Origin of the sequence: Streptomyces cirratus (assembly GCF_014650775.1) — a bacterium.
Classification (GTDB): domain Bacteria; phylum Actinomycetota; class Actinomycetes; order Streptomycetales; family Streptomycetaceae; genus Streptomyces; species Streptomyces cirratus.
In genome coordinates this window covers 1-17,282 of record NZ_BMVP01000020.1, presented here as the reverse complement: position 1 = coordinate 17,282, position 17,282 = coordinate 1, and the positions used below count along the sequence as shown (strand labels likewise).

Sequence of the window (17,282 nt, the reverse complement as noted above, 5' to 3'; positions counted from 1 at the left end):
GCGCGCTTCCTGCGGCTCGTCCCAGCGGCCTCGCCGTAGAGGTGACAGCCCCACAGGCCGGCGCCGGCCCCGCCCACCGAGCGGGTGACGGCGACGGGGGCACCCCGCCGGAGGGCGCGGCAGCAGAGGGGACCCGCAGCGTGCGGCTCACGGACACACGGGGCCGGCCGATCGGCCCCGTAGGTACGCCGTCCGCTCTTCCGGCCTGAGGTCACGGTCGACGGACCGGCAGATCTTCTCGATCGCTGCGGCGGGCGGTAGTGAGGCGACTTTCCACAGCCGAGCGGTCTTGTCGACACTGCCGGTGGCGATGACGCTGCCGTCGGGGCTGAACGCCAACGAGAACACGGAGTCGGAGTGTCCGAGCAGTGTGGTGCGGGTCGTGGCCGAGGCGGCGTCCCACAGCCTTACGGTGCCGTCCGCGCTCCCGCTGGCGATGGTGCGGCCGTCGGGGCTGAACGCCACCGCGTTGACTTCGCTGGTGTGTCCGATCAGCGTGCTGCGGGTCTTGCCCGTCGCCGCGTCCCAGAGACGGACCGTGCGGTCGTAACTGCCGGTGGCGACGGTGCGTCCGTCCGGGCTGAAGGTCACGGACGTCACCCGGTCGGTGTGTCCCGACAGGACGGTGCGGGTTCTGCCGGTGGCCAGGTCCCACAGCCGCGCGGTGCGGTCGCCGCTGCCGGTGGCCAGGGTGCGCTTGTCGGGACTGAACGCCAGAGAACTCACGAAAGCGGTGTGCTCGCCCATGACGGTGTGGGGCTTGCGGGTCGCCACGTCCCACAGCGCTGTGACCCCGTTGTCATCCCCGGTCGCAAGGGTCTTCCCGTCGGAGCTGAACGCCACCGCGTCCACCTTGTCCGCGGGCACGTCGAGGGTGCTGCGGACCTTGCGGCCGGCAACGTCCCACAGCTGCACCTCGCTGTCCCAGCGACCGGTGGCGAGGGTGCTGCCGTCGGGGCTGAAAGCCGCGGAGAGGACGGCGCCGTGGTGGTCGAGCGTGCCGCGGGGCTTGCCGCCGACCGCGTCCCACAGCTTGACCGCCCCCTCGGCATCGCCGGTGGCGAGATCGCTGCTGGGGGGCCGGAACGCCACGGCCAGTACCGCGCCGGTGTGACCCGTCAGGACGGTGCGGTCGGCCACGTCCCACAGCCGCACGCTGTAGTCCAGGCTGCCGGAGGCGACGGTGCGTCCGTCGGGACTGAACCCCACTGACGTCACCTCGTTGGTGTGTCCGAGGAGGGTCGCGCGGACCGCCCCGGTGGCCACGTCCCAGACCTGCACGCTGTGGTCGGAACTTCCGATGACCAGCATGCGCCCGTCCGGGCTGAACGCCATGGAATTGACCTTTCCGTACAGCGTGGTGCGGGACTTCCCGGTCTCCGCGTCCCACAGCCCCACCGACCCGTCGCCGTTCTCCGTGGCGAGGGTGCGTCCGTCGGGACTGAACAGCACCGGCCCCACGATGCCTTCCTGCTCGGGCAGCTTCCTGAGGACTTCTGCGCCGTCCACGCCCCAGAGCCTCACGGTCGTGCCGCTGCTCGTGGCGAGGGTGCGTCCGTCGGGACTGAACGACACCGCGTGCACGATGTCGTCGTGCTCGCGCAGGACGTCCCGGGTCTTGCGGGTGGCCACGTCCCACAGCCGCACCGTCTTGTCGTTGCTGCCGGTGGCGAGGATCTTCCCGTCGGCGTTGAAAGCCAATGAACCCACCTGACTGGTGTGCCCGGTCAGCGTGGCGATGGACTTGCGGGTGGCCGTGTTCCACAGGCGCACCGGCCCTTCGTTGCTACCCGTGGCCAGGATGCTGCCGTCGGGGCTGAACGCCACCGATGCCACCGCGAGGGGACCGTGGTCCAATGTCGTGCGGGGCTTCCCGGTCTTCGTGTCCCACAGTCGTACGGTGCTGTCGGAGCCCCCGCTCGCGAGGGTGTGTCCGTCGGGGCTGAACGCCACCGCGTGCACTTCGCCGGAATGGCCGGACAAGCGCCGGTGCTGGGGGAGCGTGGCAGCGTTGTTCAGGCTTTCCCGCGCTTCGGACGTGTGGCTGGTGCGGTACGCCTGGACGGCCAGCAGCGAGGCCAGTTCGGGGTTCGAGGTGATGAGGGTGCCCGCCTCGGCGGCGAGCTGACGGGACTGGGCTGCCTGGCGCTCGGTGACCGCCGACCGCCACTGCAACAAGGCGCCGCCCGCCGCGACGAGAGCGAGGACGAGCAGGGCGGCGAGGACCGTATTGAGCCGTCTGCTGCGTCGGACGACGGCCCGCTGACGGTCCCGGCTGGCGGTGAGGAAGGCCGCGATGTCGCCCGGGAGACGGCGTTTCTCCGACCATTCGAGACCTTCGGCGAGTGCGGTACCCCCGAGCAGGTCCCCTTGGTCGCCCTTCTCCGCCCAGCGGGCCCGCCGTTCCCTCGTGCTGTCGAGCCATTCATGGAAACGGCGGTCCTGCGCCGCCCACGCGCGCAGCGTGCCCCAGTCGCGGATGAGCGCGTCATGGATCAGCTCGGCGACCGGCTCACCCGGAAGCCCCTCGGCGTCCCGGGGGCCGCGCAGCGTCTGGGTGGTGATGATCCGGTGGCGCGTGAGCACGGCGATGACGGTGTCGACGTCACCGTCGGGGGTCTCGCCCGGCTCCACCGCCAGCTCGCGCAGTTCGCGCACGGGGACCTGGGCGCGGACGGCCGGGATGCGCCGGGCGGTATCGGCGGGGTGCACCAGCGAGGTCAGGATGCGGCGGGCGCTGCGCCGTTGCCCGGGCGAGAGCTCGTCAAGGGCGCTGTCGCACCACGTCGTCAGGCTGCCGCTGACCGCTCCGATCTGCCGGTAGGCCTCATGGGTGAGGAATCCGTCCGACCGCCTGAGCCACAGTTGGTGGAGGGTCAGCTCCAGCAGGGGCAGTACGGTCGCGGGCGCCTGCCGGGTGTGCGCCTCCTCGGGAGTGGCGGCGAGGACATCGGAGACGATCTGCTCCGGCAGCCCGAGCTGGAAGCGCAAACCCACGTCCCGGGCGGGGAGCGTGATGATGTCGTCGAGGTCCCGGTTGCTCAGCGTGCCCGGAACGTTGAGCAGCCCTGGCGTCGCCGCTTCCAGCAGACCGGGCGCGAGAGCGGCCAGCTGGGGATAGAAGTCGTCGCGCATGACCAGGATCACGCTGAGGGCGGTGTGCGCGTCGACCGCTTCGACGATCTGGTCGGCGAGGGCCGAGGGGTCGCTGCGTCCGCCGCCGGATCCAGGCCGGCCGGCACCCCCCGACCCGCCGTCAACCGGCCCGTGGCCGTCCAGCGTATGGGTGAACAGCTCCTCGAACTGGTCGATGACCAGCAGGAGGCGCTGCGGGCCCGGTCCGGCAGCGAGCCGTCGGGAGACCGCCGCACTGATCCCCTCCGTGCCCGCCCCCGGCAGTCCCGCACGTTCGATCTCCACCGCCAGATCCTGTCGCGGCCGCGCCAGCACGGTCAGCCACCGGTCACTGCCGGGCACTTCCCCGTCCGCCAGGGCACGCAGCACGCCCGCCCGGATCAGCGAGGACTTGCCCGATCCCGAGGGCCCCAGCAACAGCGTCAGCCGCTGCTGGCGGGCCAAGTGGGTCACGACCTGCCGTACGGCGTTCTCGCGGCCACGGAACCACCGTGCGTGCTCCTCGGTGAACGGCTCCAGCCCCCTGTACGGGCACACCTCCGTCTCCGCCAGCTCCGGCAACACCTCCCGCAGGACCTGCGTCGGGGTGGCGTACGCGATGTTCTGGCCCCGGGCGAGCGGGTCGGGCGCGGTGATCGCGCTCAGCATGCCGACGACCAGGCCGGTCATCTCGTCGAGCACGGGGCCGCCGCTGAAGCCGGTGGTCAGGTCGTTGGCAGCGGTCAGCTGCAGGAGGGCGCTGCGGCTTCCCGTGGCCGGCAGCAGATCGCCGGCCACGCCGAAGCCGAAGTGTCCTTCCGACGGGGCCTGCGTGGGGAACCCGTACGAGCGGACCCTGTGCCCCGCGCACCCCTCCGCGGAGCCGAGCGGCAGCGCCCGTGCACCGGCCGGAGTGCGGGCGAGCCGGATGAACGCCACGTCCTCGTGTGCGGCCTGGCGCCACAGCTCGGCCGGGACGTTGCCCCGCATGCTTTCCCCGCTGCCTAGGTGGGGAAAGGCCAGCAGAACCGTGCCATCGGGGCCGCTCCCGGCCGCCTCGACCACGTGCGCACACGTGACCACGACCGTCTCGGCGACGAGGAAACCGACCCCGACCACCGCACCGTCCTCGGCGAGGATCTGGGCCACCGCAGCGGGCAGGTCCGAACCCGCACCGCCGCCGGCTTCCTGCCTCGAACCGGCCATCCGGATCAGCTCCCTGTCGCCTCTGTGCCCCGGTCGATGCGATCGTGGCCGGCCCAGGCCACCGTCACCCCCAGGTGGCAGCCGCCCTGGCTCTTGGCGATCTGGCCGGGACCGGCTCTGCACAGCTGTTCCGGAGCGGCGGGCGCGACCGCCGTGACTGGCGCCGACGCGGCTTCCGGTGTCACCGGAAGGCCACGCACGGCACCGCCGATGAGCCCGGTCTGCACCGGCCCCTCCTCGCCCAGGGCGCCCGGCTCCTCGACCAGGACGAAGCCGCCGCCCTCCAGCGGAATCCGTGTAACGGGTGCCACCACGCCTGGTCCGCCTTTCGAGCCGCCTCGCCCCAGGGACGCCCCCACGTTTCACTGCGGGGCCCCGTCCCGCATCCCGGGTCGCCCGTACGCGTGAGCGCCCCACTGGGCGTGTCCCGCGGCGCGGCCCGCCAGGCGAGCGGCGAGCCGGGGAGGATGTGGAGGCACTCCGTGATCCCGCGCTACTCCGCGTTCCCCTGTGCTTCCGCGTCTGCTGGTCGGCGGTGGGGTCTGCGGCGATCAGCGGTACCACGGCGAACTCCGCCGGGCAGGTCGTGTCCGAGCGGGGCCAGGCCGACCGTGCCGTTCCACAGCGCATGCACCGTCAGGGCGCTCGGGCCGAACGGCGCCCGGGTGAGGGCGACGTCGAACAGCCCGGCGCGCAGTCCGCACGTCGGGTCGGTCAGACACGCGGTCGGCGTGGTCGGGCAGGGCTCGCGCCTCGTCGAGCAGTACCGTGCGCGCCGGAGTGATCAGGGGGACCATGCTCCGCCCATCGCTGCGCCGTGCCGAGGTCGCGGCCTCGGTCGCCGGCGACGGTCGCGAAGGACGACAAGCCCGCCGGCACTTCCGGCGCAGCCATGGCCGGGGCCGGAACGGCCGCACCGCCCTCGGAGGCTTTAGCGGGCCCTGCGTCAGCGGCGGCCCTGCGCCGTCCGAGGGCCGCGGGACCCCGGGGCCCGGGAAGGTGCGCGAGGCGTTCGCCGGGCTCCAGGCGACCCTGGGCGAAGCGTGCACCCCGGGCGACTGCGCCTACTTCCCGGGGCGGGTCCATGACGAACTCCACCGCATGGACCGCGCCGTGAAGGCGACCGAGCTGATCGCCAACCGCGACAAGACCAACACCTGGATGCGGGGCCACCCCGGCGACTACCGCTGACGTGGTGTGCCCCGCCGCCGTCGGCGGGCCGGGTCAGATGTCGATCACCCGGTAGGCGATCGTGTACACGCCGCCGGAACCCTCCAACGACCGGTATTGCACCTCGCCGTTCGCCTCGCTGCCGGTGACCAGGGTCGCACCCAGCTTGTCGTCCGAGCTGGTCGAGTCGTAGTCCCACAACGTGAGCGTGCGTGCCTGCTGCTTGCCCAGGACCAGTGCCGCGTTGCCGTTCGCGTCGCTCAACGAGCGCAGGTAATCGGTGCCCATCGTCTGGTACTTGGCGCTCCCCGGCCAGACCTTGACCTGGTTGCCGTTCGCATCGGTGATCTTGATGTACGCCTCGTCGTGGTCACCCTCGCTCTGCTGGTGGCAGGTCAGCTCCAGCAACTCGATCCGGACGTAGTCGACCGGCTCGGCCTGCGCGGTCCCGGCGAAGCCGGCGAGGCTGCCGAGCGCGAGCAGGCCGGCGGCTGCGAAGCGTACGGTGTTGCGGCTCATGGTTTACCCCCGTGTGTCGTGTCACCTTCTGCGGTGACCCCGGTGTGCCGTCCCCCCGGCACGTCCCCACTGTGCGTGATCGAACGGCCCCGGATCTACGCGCGTTCCGCTGAGTGGAACGCGCGCGAACCCGCGGTGCGAAGGGGAGGCGCCGGCAAGGACAGCGGCGTCAGCGCAGCAGGCCCCGCGAGAGAGCGGAGGGGCGGTGCGGAGTGCGGGCGAGGCGCCGGGTGATGGCGGCGCCGGCTTGGGCCACGCCCTGCGCGAGGCGGTCCAGAGGCTGTCCCGCCGGGGCGGATCCGGCCGGGCCGGGCGCGGGGACCAACGCGGCGAGCGCCGCCACCACCGAGCCGTCGGCGGCCCGCACGGGAAGCGCGGCGCAGCACACCCCGGCCCGGACCTCCTCCCGGTCGAGAACAGGGCCCGGCCGGGAGGGACCGCGCAGGGCGCGCCCCGCCGCCGTGTCCAGCGGAAAACCGCTGCCGTTGCGCACCGGGAGCACCGGCTCCAGCACCCCCGGCACCGAACTCACCGTCAGCGCGCGGTCCTCGTGCAGCACGGTCAGCACGACGCTCGCCCCCGTCGCCGCCCGCAGCCGGTGCAACGGAAGCCGGGCGGCCTCCCGCAGCCCCGGGTGGGGCTGCCAGGCCTGCCCGATCCGGTACAGCCGGGCCCCCAACCGATAACGGGCGCCGTGCCGTTCGACGGCGCCCAGGGAAATCAGCTGGTCGAGGAGGCGGTGCACGGAGGCTTTGGGCACCCCGCAGGCGAGAGCCAGTTCGGTCACCCCCGCTCCGTCCTCCCGCCGGCTTAGGGCCTCCAGCAGGGCGAAGGCCCCTTCGAGCACGCCGCGCCCCCGGACCGGCCCCGAAGAGCCCACGGCGGAGCCGGTGCCGGTGCCGGGCCCGGTTCCCGCTCCGGCACCGGACCCGCTTCCGGCGGCGGCCGCCCCCGCGGTCGTGGCCGCGGATGCCCTTGCGGTGCCGGTCACTGCCGGCTGGTGCGGTGCGTGCGAGCGCGCGGACGCGGACACGGTTCCCCCCGGACTTCTCCCGCCCGGCCGTGGTCCCCCGATGGCACGACCCGGGCACCGCCCATGATGACGTGGACGGTGCCCGGGACGAAGCGTTTCGCGGCGTGCCGCCGCTCGCGGTGCCGGGACAGAGGCGCGACGGGCCGGACGGGAACGGTCCGGCAGCTCCCTCGACGGGGGCGGGGGCAGCCCCGCCGCGCGTCGGCCGACGGGTTCTGGCGGGTCGTCGCGGGCGGTCAGGCGGGCGGCCCGTGAACAGGTGCCTGGGCGCGGGAGTCGCGACGCCTTGCACCCCGTGGCCCTCTCCGCCGACCGCCGGCACCATCCGCGCGTGCCTCCCGCCGCCGGGCCGTTCTCAGGAGTGTGAAGCGGCCTGCGCCGGAGCAGGCCGGGCCGGGACGGTCTCCGCTGCGGAGGGCGGCCCGGGCGGGGTGCCGTCCCCGAAGGGGCGACCGCCCATGGCTGCCCGGTCGTGTGGTTCGAGCCAGCCCGAGGGGTCGGGGCCGAGGGGGACGATCCCGGAGGGGTTGATGTGGCTGTGGACGAGGTAGAAGTGCTTCTTGATGTGGTCGAAGTCGACCGTGTCGCCGAAGCCGGGCGTCTGGAACAGGTCCCTCATGTACGCCCAGAGCACCGGCATCTCCGACAGCTTCTGCCGGTTGCACTTGAAGTGGCCGTGGTAGACGGCGTCGAAGCGGACGAGCGTCGTGAACAGTCGTATGTCCGCTTCGGTGATGGTGTCGCCGACGAGGTAGCGGGAACGCTCCAGCCGCTCGGAGAGCAGGTCGAGGCGGGTGAAGAGGCGCTCGTACGCTTCGTCGTACGCCTCCTGGGAACCGGCGAAACCTGTGCGGTAGACGCCGTTGTTGACGTCGGTATAGACCTCCTCGTTCACTGCGTCGATCTCCGCTCGCAGGTCGGGCGGGTAGAGCGCGGGCGCCCCGGCCCGGTGGTGGGCGGTCCACTCCAGGGACATGTCGAGCGTCATCTGCGCGTAGTCGTTGGTCACGACCTCGCCGGTCGGCACGTCCACGATCGCGGGTACGGTGATGCCCCGGTCGTAGCCGGGGTCGCGGGCGAAGTAGGCCTCCTGGAGCCGCTCGATGCCGAGGACCGGGTCGCGGCCGCCGGGGTCGAGGTCGAAGGTCCAGCTGCGCTTGTCGTGCGTCGGTCCGGCGACGGCCATGGGCAGGGCCTCCTCCAGTCCGAGGAGCCGCCGTACGATCACCGCGCGGTGGGCCCAGGGGCAGGCCAGGCTCACCACGAGACGGTAGCGGCCGGGCTCCACCGGGAAACCGTCCTGTCCGTCGGCGGTGATCCGGGTGGTTATGTAATTGCTGTCGCGGGAGTACCCCTTGCCGGGGTTTGCAGAGCTCATCCCGGAGCCCTACCCAGGAACCGCCCACCCGAGCAGCCGCTCCAGCGCGGCTCTGCCGCCCCTCGTCCCGGCTTCCGTTTCCCGGACCGGGGCGCCGGTCGGTTCCGGTGGACCGGGCCGCATCCCCGTCCCCGACACGGAAGGCCCCGTCGACTCCGAGGCCGGTCATCCCCCGGTGCGACAGCCGGACCGACTCGTCGCCGGCGATCCGGTCGAAGAGCAGCGGCTGCTGCCGACGCCGTGCCGCCGACCCGGCGCGAAGTCCCGTCGTCGCGTTGCCGGCCCTTCGCTCGGAAGGGGAGACTGAACCCGGAGGCGGCGACCGAAGAGGAACGGCGGCACGAGGGAGGCCGGTGTCATGGGTGCATACGTCTCGCTACCAGGCGTGCAGACGTGGTACGAGGTGGAAGGCGACGGCGAACCCCTGATCCTGCTCCACGGCGGCCTGTGTACGAACGAGACCTGGGGCGGTCAGCGGGCCGATCTGGCGGCGACGTACCGCGTGTTCCTGCCGGAGCGCCGTGGACACGGGCACACGCCCGACGTCGAGGGGCCGCTCTCATATCAGGACATGGCCGATGACACCGTCTCCTTCCTCGAAACGACCGTCGGCGGCTCCGCCCATCTCGTGGGGTGGAGCGACGGCGGAATCGTCGCCCTGCTCGTCGCCATCGCCCGTCCCGACCTGGTCCGGAAGGTCGTGGTCATCGGCGCCAACTTCCTCCCCGGCCCACAGAGCATCGCGGAACCGAGCTCGCTGGACCACATGTCGGCCGACGCTCCCGACATGGCGCTGTTCCGCGAGCTGTACGAGGGCACCTCACCCGACGGGGCCGCCCATTGGCCGGTCGTGGTGGACAAGGTGATCGAGATGATCCGCACCCAGCCCGACATCCCCACCGAGGACCTCGCTCGTATCAGCGCGCCCACCCTGGTCGTCGTCGGCGACGACGACCTGGTGACGCTTGAGCACACGATCGCGCTCTACCGCGCAGTCCCGAACTCCCAACTGGCCGTCGTCCCGGGGGCCTCGCACGCCCTTCCGGTGGAGAAACCGGAAGCAGTCAACCGGCTCATCCTCGACTTCCTCACCATGGACCCCAGCCCGACCATCTTTCCCGTCCGGCGCGCCACGGCGCCACCTGCGGGCAGTGCCCAGGCCTGACCTCCTGCCCAGGCTTGGCCTCCCGCACGCGGCCGGTCGGTGGGCGGGCAGCGCTGCTGCTACCCGGGGAGGCGGAAGCCGTTGAAGAGGTCGTCCATGCCGCGCAGGGCCAGGCGGGCGGGGGTGGTGCGGAGCGCGAGGTCACGGGCGGCCACCGCGAACGGGTTGCGCAGGGCGCCCAGGCGGCCGACCCGGCGGGCACGGATGCGCACGGCGTCGGTGCGGTCGCGGCGTGCGGCGGTGTAGGCGGCCAGGGCGGCCGGGACGGAGTCGGTGCTGTCCCCACTGTCCCCACTGTCCCCACTGTTCCCGCCGTCCCGGCTGTTTCCGGCGGGGAGCAACCGGGCGAGGATCACCGCGTCCTCGATGGCCTGGCAGCCGCCTTGGCCGAGGTTCGGGGCCATGGCGTGCGCGGCGTCGCCGATCCAGGCGATACGGCCGTGGTGCAGGCTGGGCAGTGGGGAGGCCAGGTCGTAGAGGTCGTTCTGGAGGACCTGGCCCGGGTCGAGGCGCCCGACGCGGTCCAGCAGGGCCGGAATCGGGTGGTGCCATGAGCCGAAGCGGTGTCGCAGTTCGGCGCGGGGGTCGGACGACCGGGTGCCGGCCGGGACGACCGCGGTGGCGTAGAGGTAGAACCGACCGTCGGAGAGCGGGGTCACGCCGAAGCGCTCGCCCCGCCCCCAGGTCTCGCTCATCGCCGGTATCCGCAGGTCCGGCGCGTCCACGATGGTCCGCCAGGCCGTCTCGCCGATGTAGTGCAGGCCGGGGTGGGCGGGGAAGTGCGCCCGGCGCAGCGGACTGTGGATGCCGTCGGCGGCAACCACCAGATCGGCGGGAAGGTCCGGGCCGACCGCCGTGCGTACGGTCGGACGGTCCGCGGCGTCCTCGACGGCGGTCACGGCGGTGCCGTAGCGAAGGGACTCCGGCGGGAGGGCGCCGGCCAAGGCCGCGGTGAAGGCCGGGCGCGGGACGGCGATCGGGGGCATGCCGTAGCGTGCCGCCATGTCCGCGGTCCGGGTCCGGGTGAGCCACCGGCCGTCGGAGCGGCGCACACCCATCACCGTGGGTACGGCGCTCCCGGCAGCGCGGGCGGCGTCCACACCGATGGCATCGAGTGCGCGCAACGCGTTGGGAGCCAGGCCGATGCCGGCGCCGGTACCGGGGAGTTCGGGCGCGCGCTCGCAGACGGTGACGCGCCAGCCCCGGCGGTGGAGTGCGATAGCGGCCGTGAGTCCTCCGATACCGGCCCCGGCCACCACCGCATGACGTTTCGGCATGGAACAGTTCTCCGTTCTGTTCGGGCCTTCGTGCACCCTCTACAGTTGTAGAGCCCTTACTCTACAGCTGTAGAGTAAGGGCATGTCCAGCCCCGACCGCCGCACCCTCATCGCGGACACAGCGATCGCCACCGTGGCCACGGCCGGCCTGCGCGGACTCACGCACCGCGCCATTGACACCGCAGCGGGGCTGCCCGCGGGCAGTACCTCGTACTACTTCCGTACGCGTACGGCGCTGATCGGCGCCTGTTATGCGCGCATTGCGGAACTGGACCTGGACGACTTCGACTCGGGGCAGCCGGTACCGTCCGACGCGGGGCAGTCGGTTGCGCGGGAGGAAGCCGCCGCCGCGATCGGGGCGCTGCTGCACCGCTGGTTGACCACCGGCCGTGACCGGCAGCTGGCCCGATACGAGCTCAGCCTTGAGGCTGCCCGCACGCCGGAACTGGGGACGGCTCTCCATCAGGCGGGCCTGGCGGCCCGCGCCCGTGCAGCCGCCGCTCTCGCGGCACTGGGAGCCGCCCGGCCGGCGGAGGCCGCCGATGTGCTGGTCGCCTGGACCGAAGGGGTGCTCTTCGACCGCCTCGTGGGTGCGATGGCCCGCACCCGGCCCGCGCCCGACCCGGCGGAACTGACGGCAGTCGCTCGCCGGATGCTCGACGCTGCGCTGGGCGTTGGCTCACCAGGGGGATAGGCGCGGGCGAGGATTGGACGGTACGCCGGAGTCTTCTTTCGGCCCCAGCGGAGGTCGGCGGCAGCGGCCAGCCGAGGTATCCGGCACCGCCACGGTGGGGCCGGCCGCGGGCACGGCCCAGGACCGGCCACCGGGCTGACGAACTGCTGCCAGGCGGGGGCTCCTCGAGAACGGGGTCGGGCACGTGTGCCTGGATCACACGTCCTCCGGCCGGTGGCACGTCACTTTGATCATCGTGCGGCGAAGGGCATCCGGGTGTCCGGACGGATCCCGGGTTGACGGAGAAGACGGTGGTGTGACCCTCTGGCCCGTCCTCACGCCATACCGCCATGCCGTAGGGATCCGTGTTCTCCAGGCGGTCAGCACCCGCTCCGCAGACGTGGGCCCTCACCCGAAACGCGCGCACCAGTCGTCCAGCGGCCGGCCGGGGGCGGCGGGCCCGACCAGACGGCCGGCCAGTCCACTTGCTCTACGCCCCTCAGTTCCCTGGCCAACTGCTCGGGGGTCCGGTTGATCCGGAGGGTCGTCGTCCTTCGTCACCATTCTCGCGTTGTGCGCAACGCCGGTTCACCCGCCTCGCGCCTCGTTGTGCGGTCGCGCCGCGCGTCATCCTGAGGTCGGGGACCGGTGCCTGCGGCACGCCGAACCGCCCCACCGCGACGCGGTGCGGGTCCGTGTGATCCGCTCGCCACCGGGCGTCGGCATCGTGAAAAGGCACACGAGTCGCCTCCTGGGCATCGCCCCAAGGGCGGAGGCCGCGCTTGGGGCGGCGAGGCGTATCCGCCGAACCAGCGCAGGGGGGCCGGTCGTTCTCCTCTCCGCGATTCGTTCATTCAGGTGGCACGGGCACGGCGGGCCATCACTCCGCGGCGGAGGGCCGTCGTACCTCGAAGTGGAAGCATCCGTATTCAAGTGCCCTGACGTGCACGAGCACCACGTTCGGATCGTTGAACGCATCGTCGAAGGCCGCGTCGAAGCCGGCGCCGGCGTCGGCCGGAATCTCCAGAAGGCGACCACCCGCGATGTGGCCCCGGGCGTCATAGCGACGCACGGTACGCAGAGCGCCCGGCCGAGCGAAGGGGTAGGACTCGCCGGGGGTGAACCCGCCGCATTCATCGGCGTGGATGAAGACGGGGCCCTGTTCGTCGTAGGCGCCTGGATCCGCCCCCCTCGCGGCGGCCCAACGGCGCAACGGGGCGTACGAAACGAGGGCAATCCGTTCGCCGAGCGTGATGGGGCGCAGGCAGCAGCGCAGGGGGGAGTCCACGTCGACGTGGGTCGCGTCGTACGGGGCGCAGGGACGGCCCGCGTCGTCGGCAACCCGGAGTTCCTTGAGTACGGCTGTGTCCACGGGCAACACGGTGTATTTGGTCATGTGCCCATGCTGGATCGGTGCACGTGTATTCGCTGGCAGGAAACCGACGTCGCGCTGGTGCGTGCCCACGGGAAGGCCGACCGGAACGCCTCCACGAGAAGGCAGGGGGCCCGGGGGCCGGGCCGTTGCACGGTCGGTCAGGTGGTGGCGGTGAACACGCGCAGGTGCTCGCGGATGAAGTCGGGGAGCGTCCTGGCGGGGCGGCCGAGGACGGTCTCGGTGGTGTCGTTGGGGAATTCCGGTCGTGAAACGGCCAGTTGCTGGATCTCTACGACGTGGCTCGCGAGCCAGGGCGGCATGTGCGCGGTCGACAACAGATGGCTGTGGAAATCGTTTGGTGGCAGGTCGATGTGACGGACGGGGCGGCCGGTCAGCTCGCCGAGTAGACGGGCGAGCGCGGAGTGGCTGAATGCCTGCGGGCCGGTCAGGGTGTACGTGGCACCGGCGAGGCCGGGGTCGAGAAGGGTCTCGGCGGCCACGTCGGCAATGTCCCGGACGTCGATGTAGTTGCAGGGCGCGTCGCGCATCGCCCCAATGAGTACGCCCTGGGCAACTGAAGGGGCGTTCAGGAGCAGCTTTTGCATGAAGGCGTACGGTCGGAGCAACGTAGCCGTCATGCCTGTTGCCGCCAGGTGTTCCTCCACCTGCCAGTGCCCGCGCGAGATGGCCACTGGTGAGGCGGGCTCGGCTGCCGGAGCGGAGAGTTTGACTACGTGCTCGACCCCGCACAGGGCCGCGGCGTCTATGGCGTTCATCTCCAGCTCGGCTTGACGCGGGCTGTTGGCCATGGCGAGGAACAGCTGTGTGGATCCCTTGAGGGCGTCGCGGAGTGTGCGGGGATCTGCGGCGTCCGCGCCGACGATCTCGACCGGGGCCCTTGCGTCAGTGGCGGCGCGCAGTGTGCCGGGAGTACGGCTGATGGCCCGGCAGGGGACGTCGAGTCCGGTCAGCCGGTGGAGCAGCGCGCCGCCGGTGGCGCCGGTTGCGCCCATGATGGTGATCACAGTGAGCCTTTCAAGGTCGGGAGGTCTGGCGCAGGGGCGGGGAGGGTCGGGTCACGTCTGCCGCCGGGAGATAGCACCGTGCCACCGGCAGGTAACGATGGCGGCGGCCAGTGCGGCCGAGAGCGGCAGGTCGATCCGCAAGCGTTCCAGCCATCCGGCGTCGGGCACCGGCGTGTGCGACGGCAGCCACTCGGATGCGAACCACCCCAGCAGGCCGGCGACTGCGGCCGCCGCGACGGCGAGTCCGAGGGCGAGCGCCGGTCGCGACGCCGAGGTCGTCCAGCGGCGCGGTCGGCCACGTCGGTGCAGCCACGCGCCGACGACGCATGCCACGAGGGCGGATGTGGCGCCGATGGAGGTGATGGCGGCCATGGTGAGTTCGGGCTGCCCGGTCAGTACTCCGCCGAGCCCGGCGGTGAGAGCGGGGGCGAGGTAGGCGGCCGCGACTTCGTTCCGAAGGACGAAGGGGCGCGTGGCGGAACCGGGTGCAGAGATTCCATGGGGAGGGCTCACGAGTCTCCTTGACGATAATTAGGGAGCTAATTATTAGGGAACTAACTATTAGGGTATGGCTGGAGCACTGCTCGACCAAGTCGCCTGCTTCTCGCGGAACATGGGGGTGCTAGTCGGCGGTCAGCGCGCCAATCCGCTGGGTGATCCGCTCCAGGAGGTCCAGGAACAGCCCTCGCTCCTCGACGCTCAATCCGTCGACCAGTGCCTCGAGCCGGGCGAAGTGGTCCGCGGCCATGTCGCGCAGCCGCTGGGCGCCGCGCGCAGTGAGTACCACCACCGCGCCCCGCCCGTCCTCCGTGGAGGCGCGGCGAGCAACCAGGCCCTCGCGCTCCAGTCCGATGACAAGGCCGGTCACCGTAGCGCGCGAGACGCCGAGGCTCCTCGCCAGGTGTGACGGCGACTTCTCGCCGTCGCTGTCCTCCAGGTCCACCAGCAGGCGGTAGCGTCCGGTCGACAGCCCCGACCGCGAGAAGTGCACTTCCGAAGCCCGGTCCAGGCGCGCCCCGGCCGCCATCAGGCGCACGGCGACGAGTACCGCCTGCGGGTCGGCGTCAAGCCCGTACCGCGCGATCTGCTTCCGTGCCTGATCGAGCGTGGGTGTAGCACCAGCCCTCGCGTCCTCGTCATTCATGAAATGTAATATGGCAGCTAACTACTGAGTGGGTCAAGTTGCTCGGTACGTGGCACAGGTGTGGGACCGGAAGGTGCGGCGGTAGGTGTCCGGGGGGACGCCTACCGTCCGGTGGAAGTGTCGGCGCAGGGTGGTGGAAGTGCCCATGCCGGTGGCCGTGGCGATGGTGTCGATGGTGTCGTCGGTGGTCTCGAGGAGTTCCTGGGCGTGGCGGATGCGTTGGGTGTGGAGCCACTGCAGCGGGGTGGTGCCGGTGAGTGATTTGAAGTGGCGGCTCAGGTGACGCGAGCTCATCCGCGCCTGCCGGGCCAGGTCTTCCACGGTGAGCGGCTCGCCCAGGCGTTGGAGGGCCCAGGGGAAGAGCTCGGCGAGGGGATGGTTGCCGGGGTCGGGAACCGGGGTGGAGATGAACTGGGCCTGCCCGCCGTCGCGGTGTGGTGGAACGACCAACCGACGGGCGATCTTGTTGGCGTTCGCCGAGCCGTGGTCGAGGCGGACGAGGTGCAGGCACAGGTCCATGGCGGCGGCCTTGCCGGCGGAGGTGAGCACGTCGCCGTTGTCGACGTAGAGGACGTCCGGATCCACCGTGACGTCGGGGTGGCGGCGGGCGAGTTCCCCGGCGTGCGCCCAGTGCGTGGTGGCGCGTTTGCCGTTCAGCAGGCCGGCGGCGGCCAGGACGAATGCCCCCGTGCACAGCGAGACCACGCGTGCGCCCGCCGCGTGGGCCGCGCGCACCGCGTCGATGAGTTCCACGGGCGGGTCAACGTCCGTGTCGGCCCAGCCGGGAACGATCACGGTGTCGGCATGCGGAAGGTGGTCGAGTCCGTGGTCCATTTCCAATCGGTAGCGGTCGATCCGCACGGAGCCCGGTCCGCAGAGGGAGAAGTCGTACCAGGGGTCCACGATGTGGGTCAGGTCCGAGCCGAACACCTCAATGGCCAAGGCGAGTTCGAAATGCAGCATGCCGTCGGTGACGGCCAGCGCGACGGTATGCATGTCCGAAAGTGTATGACGCATGTCGTTTCAGACGCTCGTGGGTGGTGCTGTTGGTCGACAGGATGTCCACAACGGATCACAGCGGAGCAACCGCAGATCAGCCGAGTACGGGGGAGCAACTCATGGGGTCTGACCGGCAGGTGGCGGTTTTCGGCGCGTACGGGCACACCGGACGGTTCGTCGTGGCGGAACTGCTCAAGCGCGGGTACACCCCCGTGCTGAGCGGCCGTGACGCGGACAAGCTGAAGGCGCTGGCGCATGAGGCCGGCCTGGAGGCCCGTGTGGCGTCGGCCGACGACCCGGGCGCACTGGACCGCGCCCTGGCCGGTACGTCTGCCGTGATCAACTGCGCCGGGCCGTTCGCGTTCACGACGGCCCCCGTCATCGAGGCCGCCTTGAGGGCCCGGATTCCGTACCTGGACGTCGCGGCCGAGATCGAGGCCAACCTCGACACCTTCGCTCACTTCGCCGACCGGGCACGCGAAGCGGGAGCGCTGATCGTCCCGGCGATGGCCTTCTTCGGCGGTCTGGGCGACCTGCTGGCAACAGCGGCGATGGGCGACTGGACCGAGGCCGACTCGGCGGACGTCGCCTACGGACTGAGCCACTGGCACCCCACCGCCGGCACCCGCCTGTCCGGCGCGGTCTCCCGGGAGCGGCGCGGCGACCACCGCCTCCGGTACACCGGCGGCCAGTGGGAACGCCGCACCGATGCCCCGCCCATGCTGGAGTGGTCCTTCCCCGAGCCGATGGGGTCGCGTCCGGTGATCGGGGAGTTCACCATGGCTGACGTGGTGACCATTCCCAGCCATCTGTCCATCCCGGACGTGACCACGTACATGACGGCCGAGGCGGCCCGCGACGTCGCATCGCCCGACACGCCCGCGCCGGCCGCGGCCGACGGGAGCGGCCGGTCCGACCAGACCTTCCTCATCGACGCCGTCGTGCGATCGGGCGAGACAGTACGGCGCGCCGTCGCACGCGGGCAGGACATCTACGCCGTTACCGCGCCCCTCGTCGTGGAAGCCCTCGCCCGCGTCCTCGACGGTCGCACCCACGCGGTCGGCGTCGCTTCCGCGGGCCAGATGTTCGACGCCCCCGACTTCCTGCGCGCGCTGTCCCCGCACGTCACCCTGGAACTGTGTCCCTAGAGGTTGTCCCGTAACCGGTGGGGTAGTTGGCGCGTTGGCTGGGCATGGGTGGGGTG

At 71.7% G+C, this 17,282-nt stretch carries 15 protein-coding genes and 1 pseudogene; 4 read left to right on the top strand and 12 right to left on the bottom strand.

Translation table 11 applies throughout. The features are described from left to right. Positions 1-147: 147 nt before the first annotated feature. The 3 genes and pseudogenes from IE207_RS29725 to IE207_RS33520 form a co-directional block, all read right to left on the bottom strand. Positions 148-4,320 carry an nSTAND1 domain-containing NTPase gene (locus IE207_RS29725; RefSeq protein WP_190187427.1) on the bottom strand — a complete coding sequence of 1,391 codons (4,173 nt, stop codon included), beginning with the start codon at positions 4,318-4,320 and terminating at the stop codon, positions 148-150. A 5-nt stretch (positions 4,321-4,325) separates the two neighbouring features. Next, on the bottom strand, positions 4,326-4,634 hold the full coding sequence (locus IE207_RS29720; protein WP_229874146.1) for a hypothetical protein: 309 nt from the start codon (positions 4,632-4,634) through the stop codon (positions 4,326-4,328). Between the two features lie 220 nt (positions 4,635-4,854). Continuing rightward, positions 4,855-5,038: pseudogene (locus IE207_RS33520) on the bottom strand (hypothetical protein); the annotation flags it as partial. A 281-nt stretch (positions 5,039-5,319) separates the two neighbouring features. On the opposite strand from IE207_RS33520, the gene IE207_RS29715 reads away from it, so the two are divergent. Then, a complete protein-coding gene (locus tag IE207_RS29715; protein ID WP_190187426.1) occupies positions 5,320-5,511 on the top strand; it encodes a hypothetical protein in 192 nt (63 codons plus the stop codon). Between the two features lie 33 nt (positions 5,512-5,544). Here IE207_RS29715 and IE207_RS29710 read toward each other — a convergent pair whose 3' ends face one another. The 3 genes from IE207_RS29710 to IE207_RS29700 all read right to left on the bottom strand — a co-directional run bounded on the left by IE207_RS29710 (position 5,545) and on the right by IE207_RS29700 (position 8,420). Further along, a complete protein-coding gene (locus IE207_RS29710; protein ID WP_190187425.1) occupies positions 5,545-6,009 on the bottom strand; it encodes a hypothetical protein in 465 nt (154 codons plus the stop codon). Between the two features lie 169 nt (positions 6,010-6,178). Next, complete coding sequence (locus tag IE207_RS29705; RefSeq protein WP_190187424.1) at positions 6,179-6,856, bottom strand: IclR family transcriptional regulator; 678 nt, start codon at positions 6,854-6,856, stop codon at positions 6,179-6,181. Positions 6,857-7,397: 541 nt separating this feature from the next. Then, entirely contained in the window at positions 7,398-8,420 is a 1,023-nt protein-coding gene (locus IE207_RS29700; protein ID WP_190187423.1) for a glutathione S-transferase family protein, read from the bottom strand. Between the two features lie 358 nt (positions 8,421-8,778). Between IE207_RS29700 and IE207_RS29695 the strand changes: the two genes are divergently transcribed. Beyond that, positions 8,779-9,585: an alpha/beta fold hydrolase gene (locus IE207_RS29695; protein ID WP_190187422.1), complete on the top strand. Its 807-nt coding sequence runs from the start codon at positions 8,779-8,781 to the stop codon at positions 9,583-9,585. 59 nt (positions 9,586-9,644) lie between these two features. Here the strand turns inward: IE207_RS29695 and IE207_RS29690 are convergent, their stop codons facing one another. After that, positions 9,645-10,862: an FAD-dependent monooxygenase gene (locus tag IE207_RS29690; RefSeq protein ID WP_190187421.1), complete on the bottom strand. Its 1,218-nt coding sequence runs from the start codon at positions 10,860-10,862 to the stop codon at positions 9,645-9,647. A gap of 82 nt (positions 10,863-10,944) precedes the next feature. Between IE207_RS29690 and IE207_RS29685 the strand changes: the two genes are divergently transcribed. Next, positions 10,945-11,556 (top strand): TetR/AcrR family transcriptional regulator, encoded by a 612-nt coding sequence (locus IE207_RS29685; RefSeq protein WP_190187420.1) that lies wholly within the window; start codon positions 10,945-10,947, stop codon positions 11,554-11,556. An 859-nt stretch (positions 11,557-12,415) separates the two neighbouring features. Here IE207_RS29685 and IE207_RS29680 read toward each other — a convergent pair. The 5 genes from IE207_RS29680 to IE207_RS29660 all read right to left on the bottom strand — a co-directional run bounded on the left by IE207_RS29680 (position 12,416) and on the right by IE207_RS29660 (position 16,075). After that, positions 12,416-12,931, bottom strand: a complete 516-nt coding sequence (locus IE207_RS29680; RefSeq protein ID WP_190187419.1) for a DUF1203 domain-containing protein — start codon at positions 12,929-12,931, stop codon at positions 12,416-12,418. 137 nt (positions 12,932-13,068) lie between these two features. After that, positions 13,069-13,923, bottom strand: a complete 855-nt coding sequence (locus IE207_RS29675) for an NmrA family NAD(P)-binding protein (protein ID WP_308433685.1) — start codon at positions 13,921-13,923, stop codon at positions 13,069-13,071. Between the two features lie 63 nt (positions 13,924-13,986). Then, positions 13,987-14,448 carry a hypothetical protein gene (locus IE207_RS29670; RefSeq protein WP_190187417.1) on the bottom strand — a complete coding sequence of 154 codons (462 nt, stop codon included), beginning with the start codon at positions 14,446-14,448 and terminating at the stop codon, positions 13,987-13,989. A 109-nt stretch (positions 14,449-14,557) separates the two neighbouring features. Next, positions 14,558-15,079: a MarR family winged helix-turn-helix transcriptional regulator gene (locus tag IE207_RS29665; RefSeq protein ID WP_190187416.1), complete on the bottom strand. Its 522-nt coding sequence runs from the start codon at positions 15,077-15,079 to the stop codon at positions 14,558-14,560. Between the two features lie 33 nt (positions 15,080-15,112). Then, positions 15,113-16,075 carry a helix-turn-helix domain-containing protein gene (locus IE207_RS29660; RefSeq protein ID WP_190187415.1) on the bottom strand — a complete coding sequence of 321 codons (963 nt, stop codon included), beginning with the start codon at positions 16,073-16,075 and terminating at the stop codon, positions 15,113-15,115. Positions 16,076-16,197: 122 nt separating this feature from the next. Here IE207_RS29660 and IE207_RS29655 point away from each other — a divergent pair, with 122 nt between their 5' ends. Continuing rightward, entirely contained in the window at positions 16,198-17,226 is a 1,029-nt protein-coding gene (locus tag IE207_RS29655) for a saccharopine dehydrogenase family protein (protein WP_190187414.1), read from the top strand. The last annotated feature ends 56 nt before the right edge of the window (positions 17,227-17,282 follow it).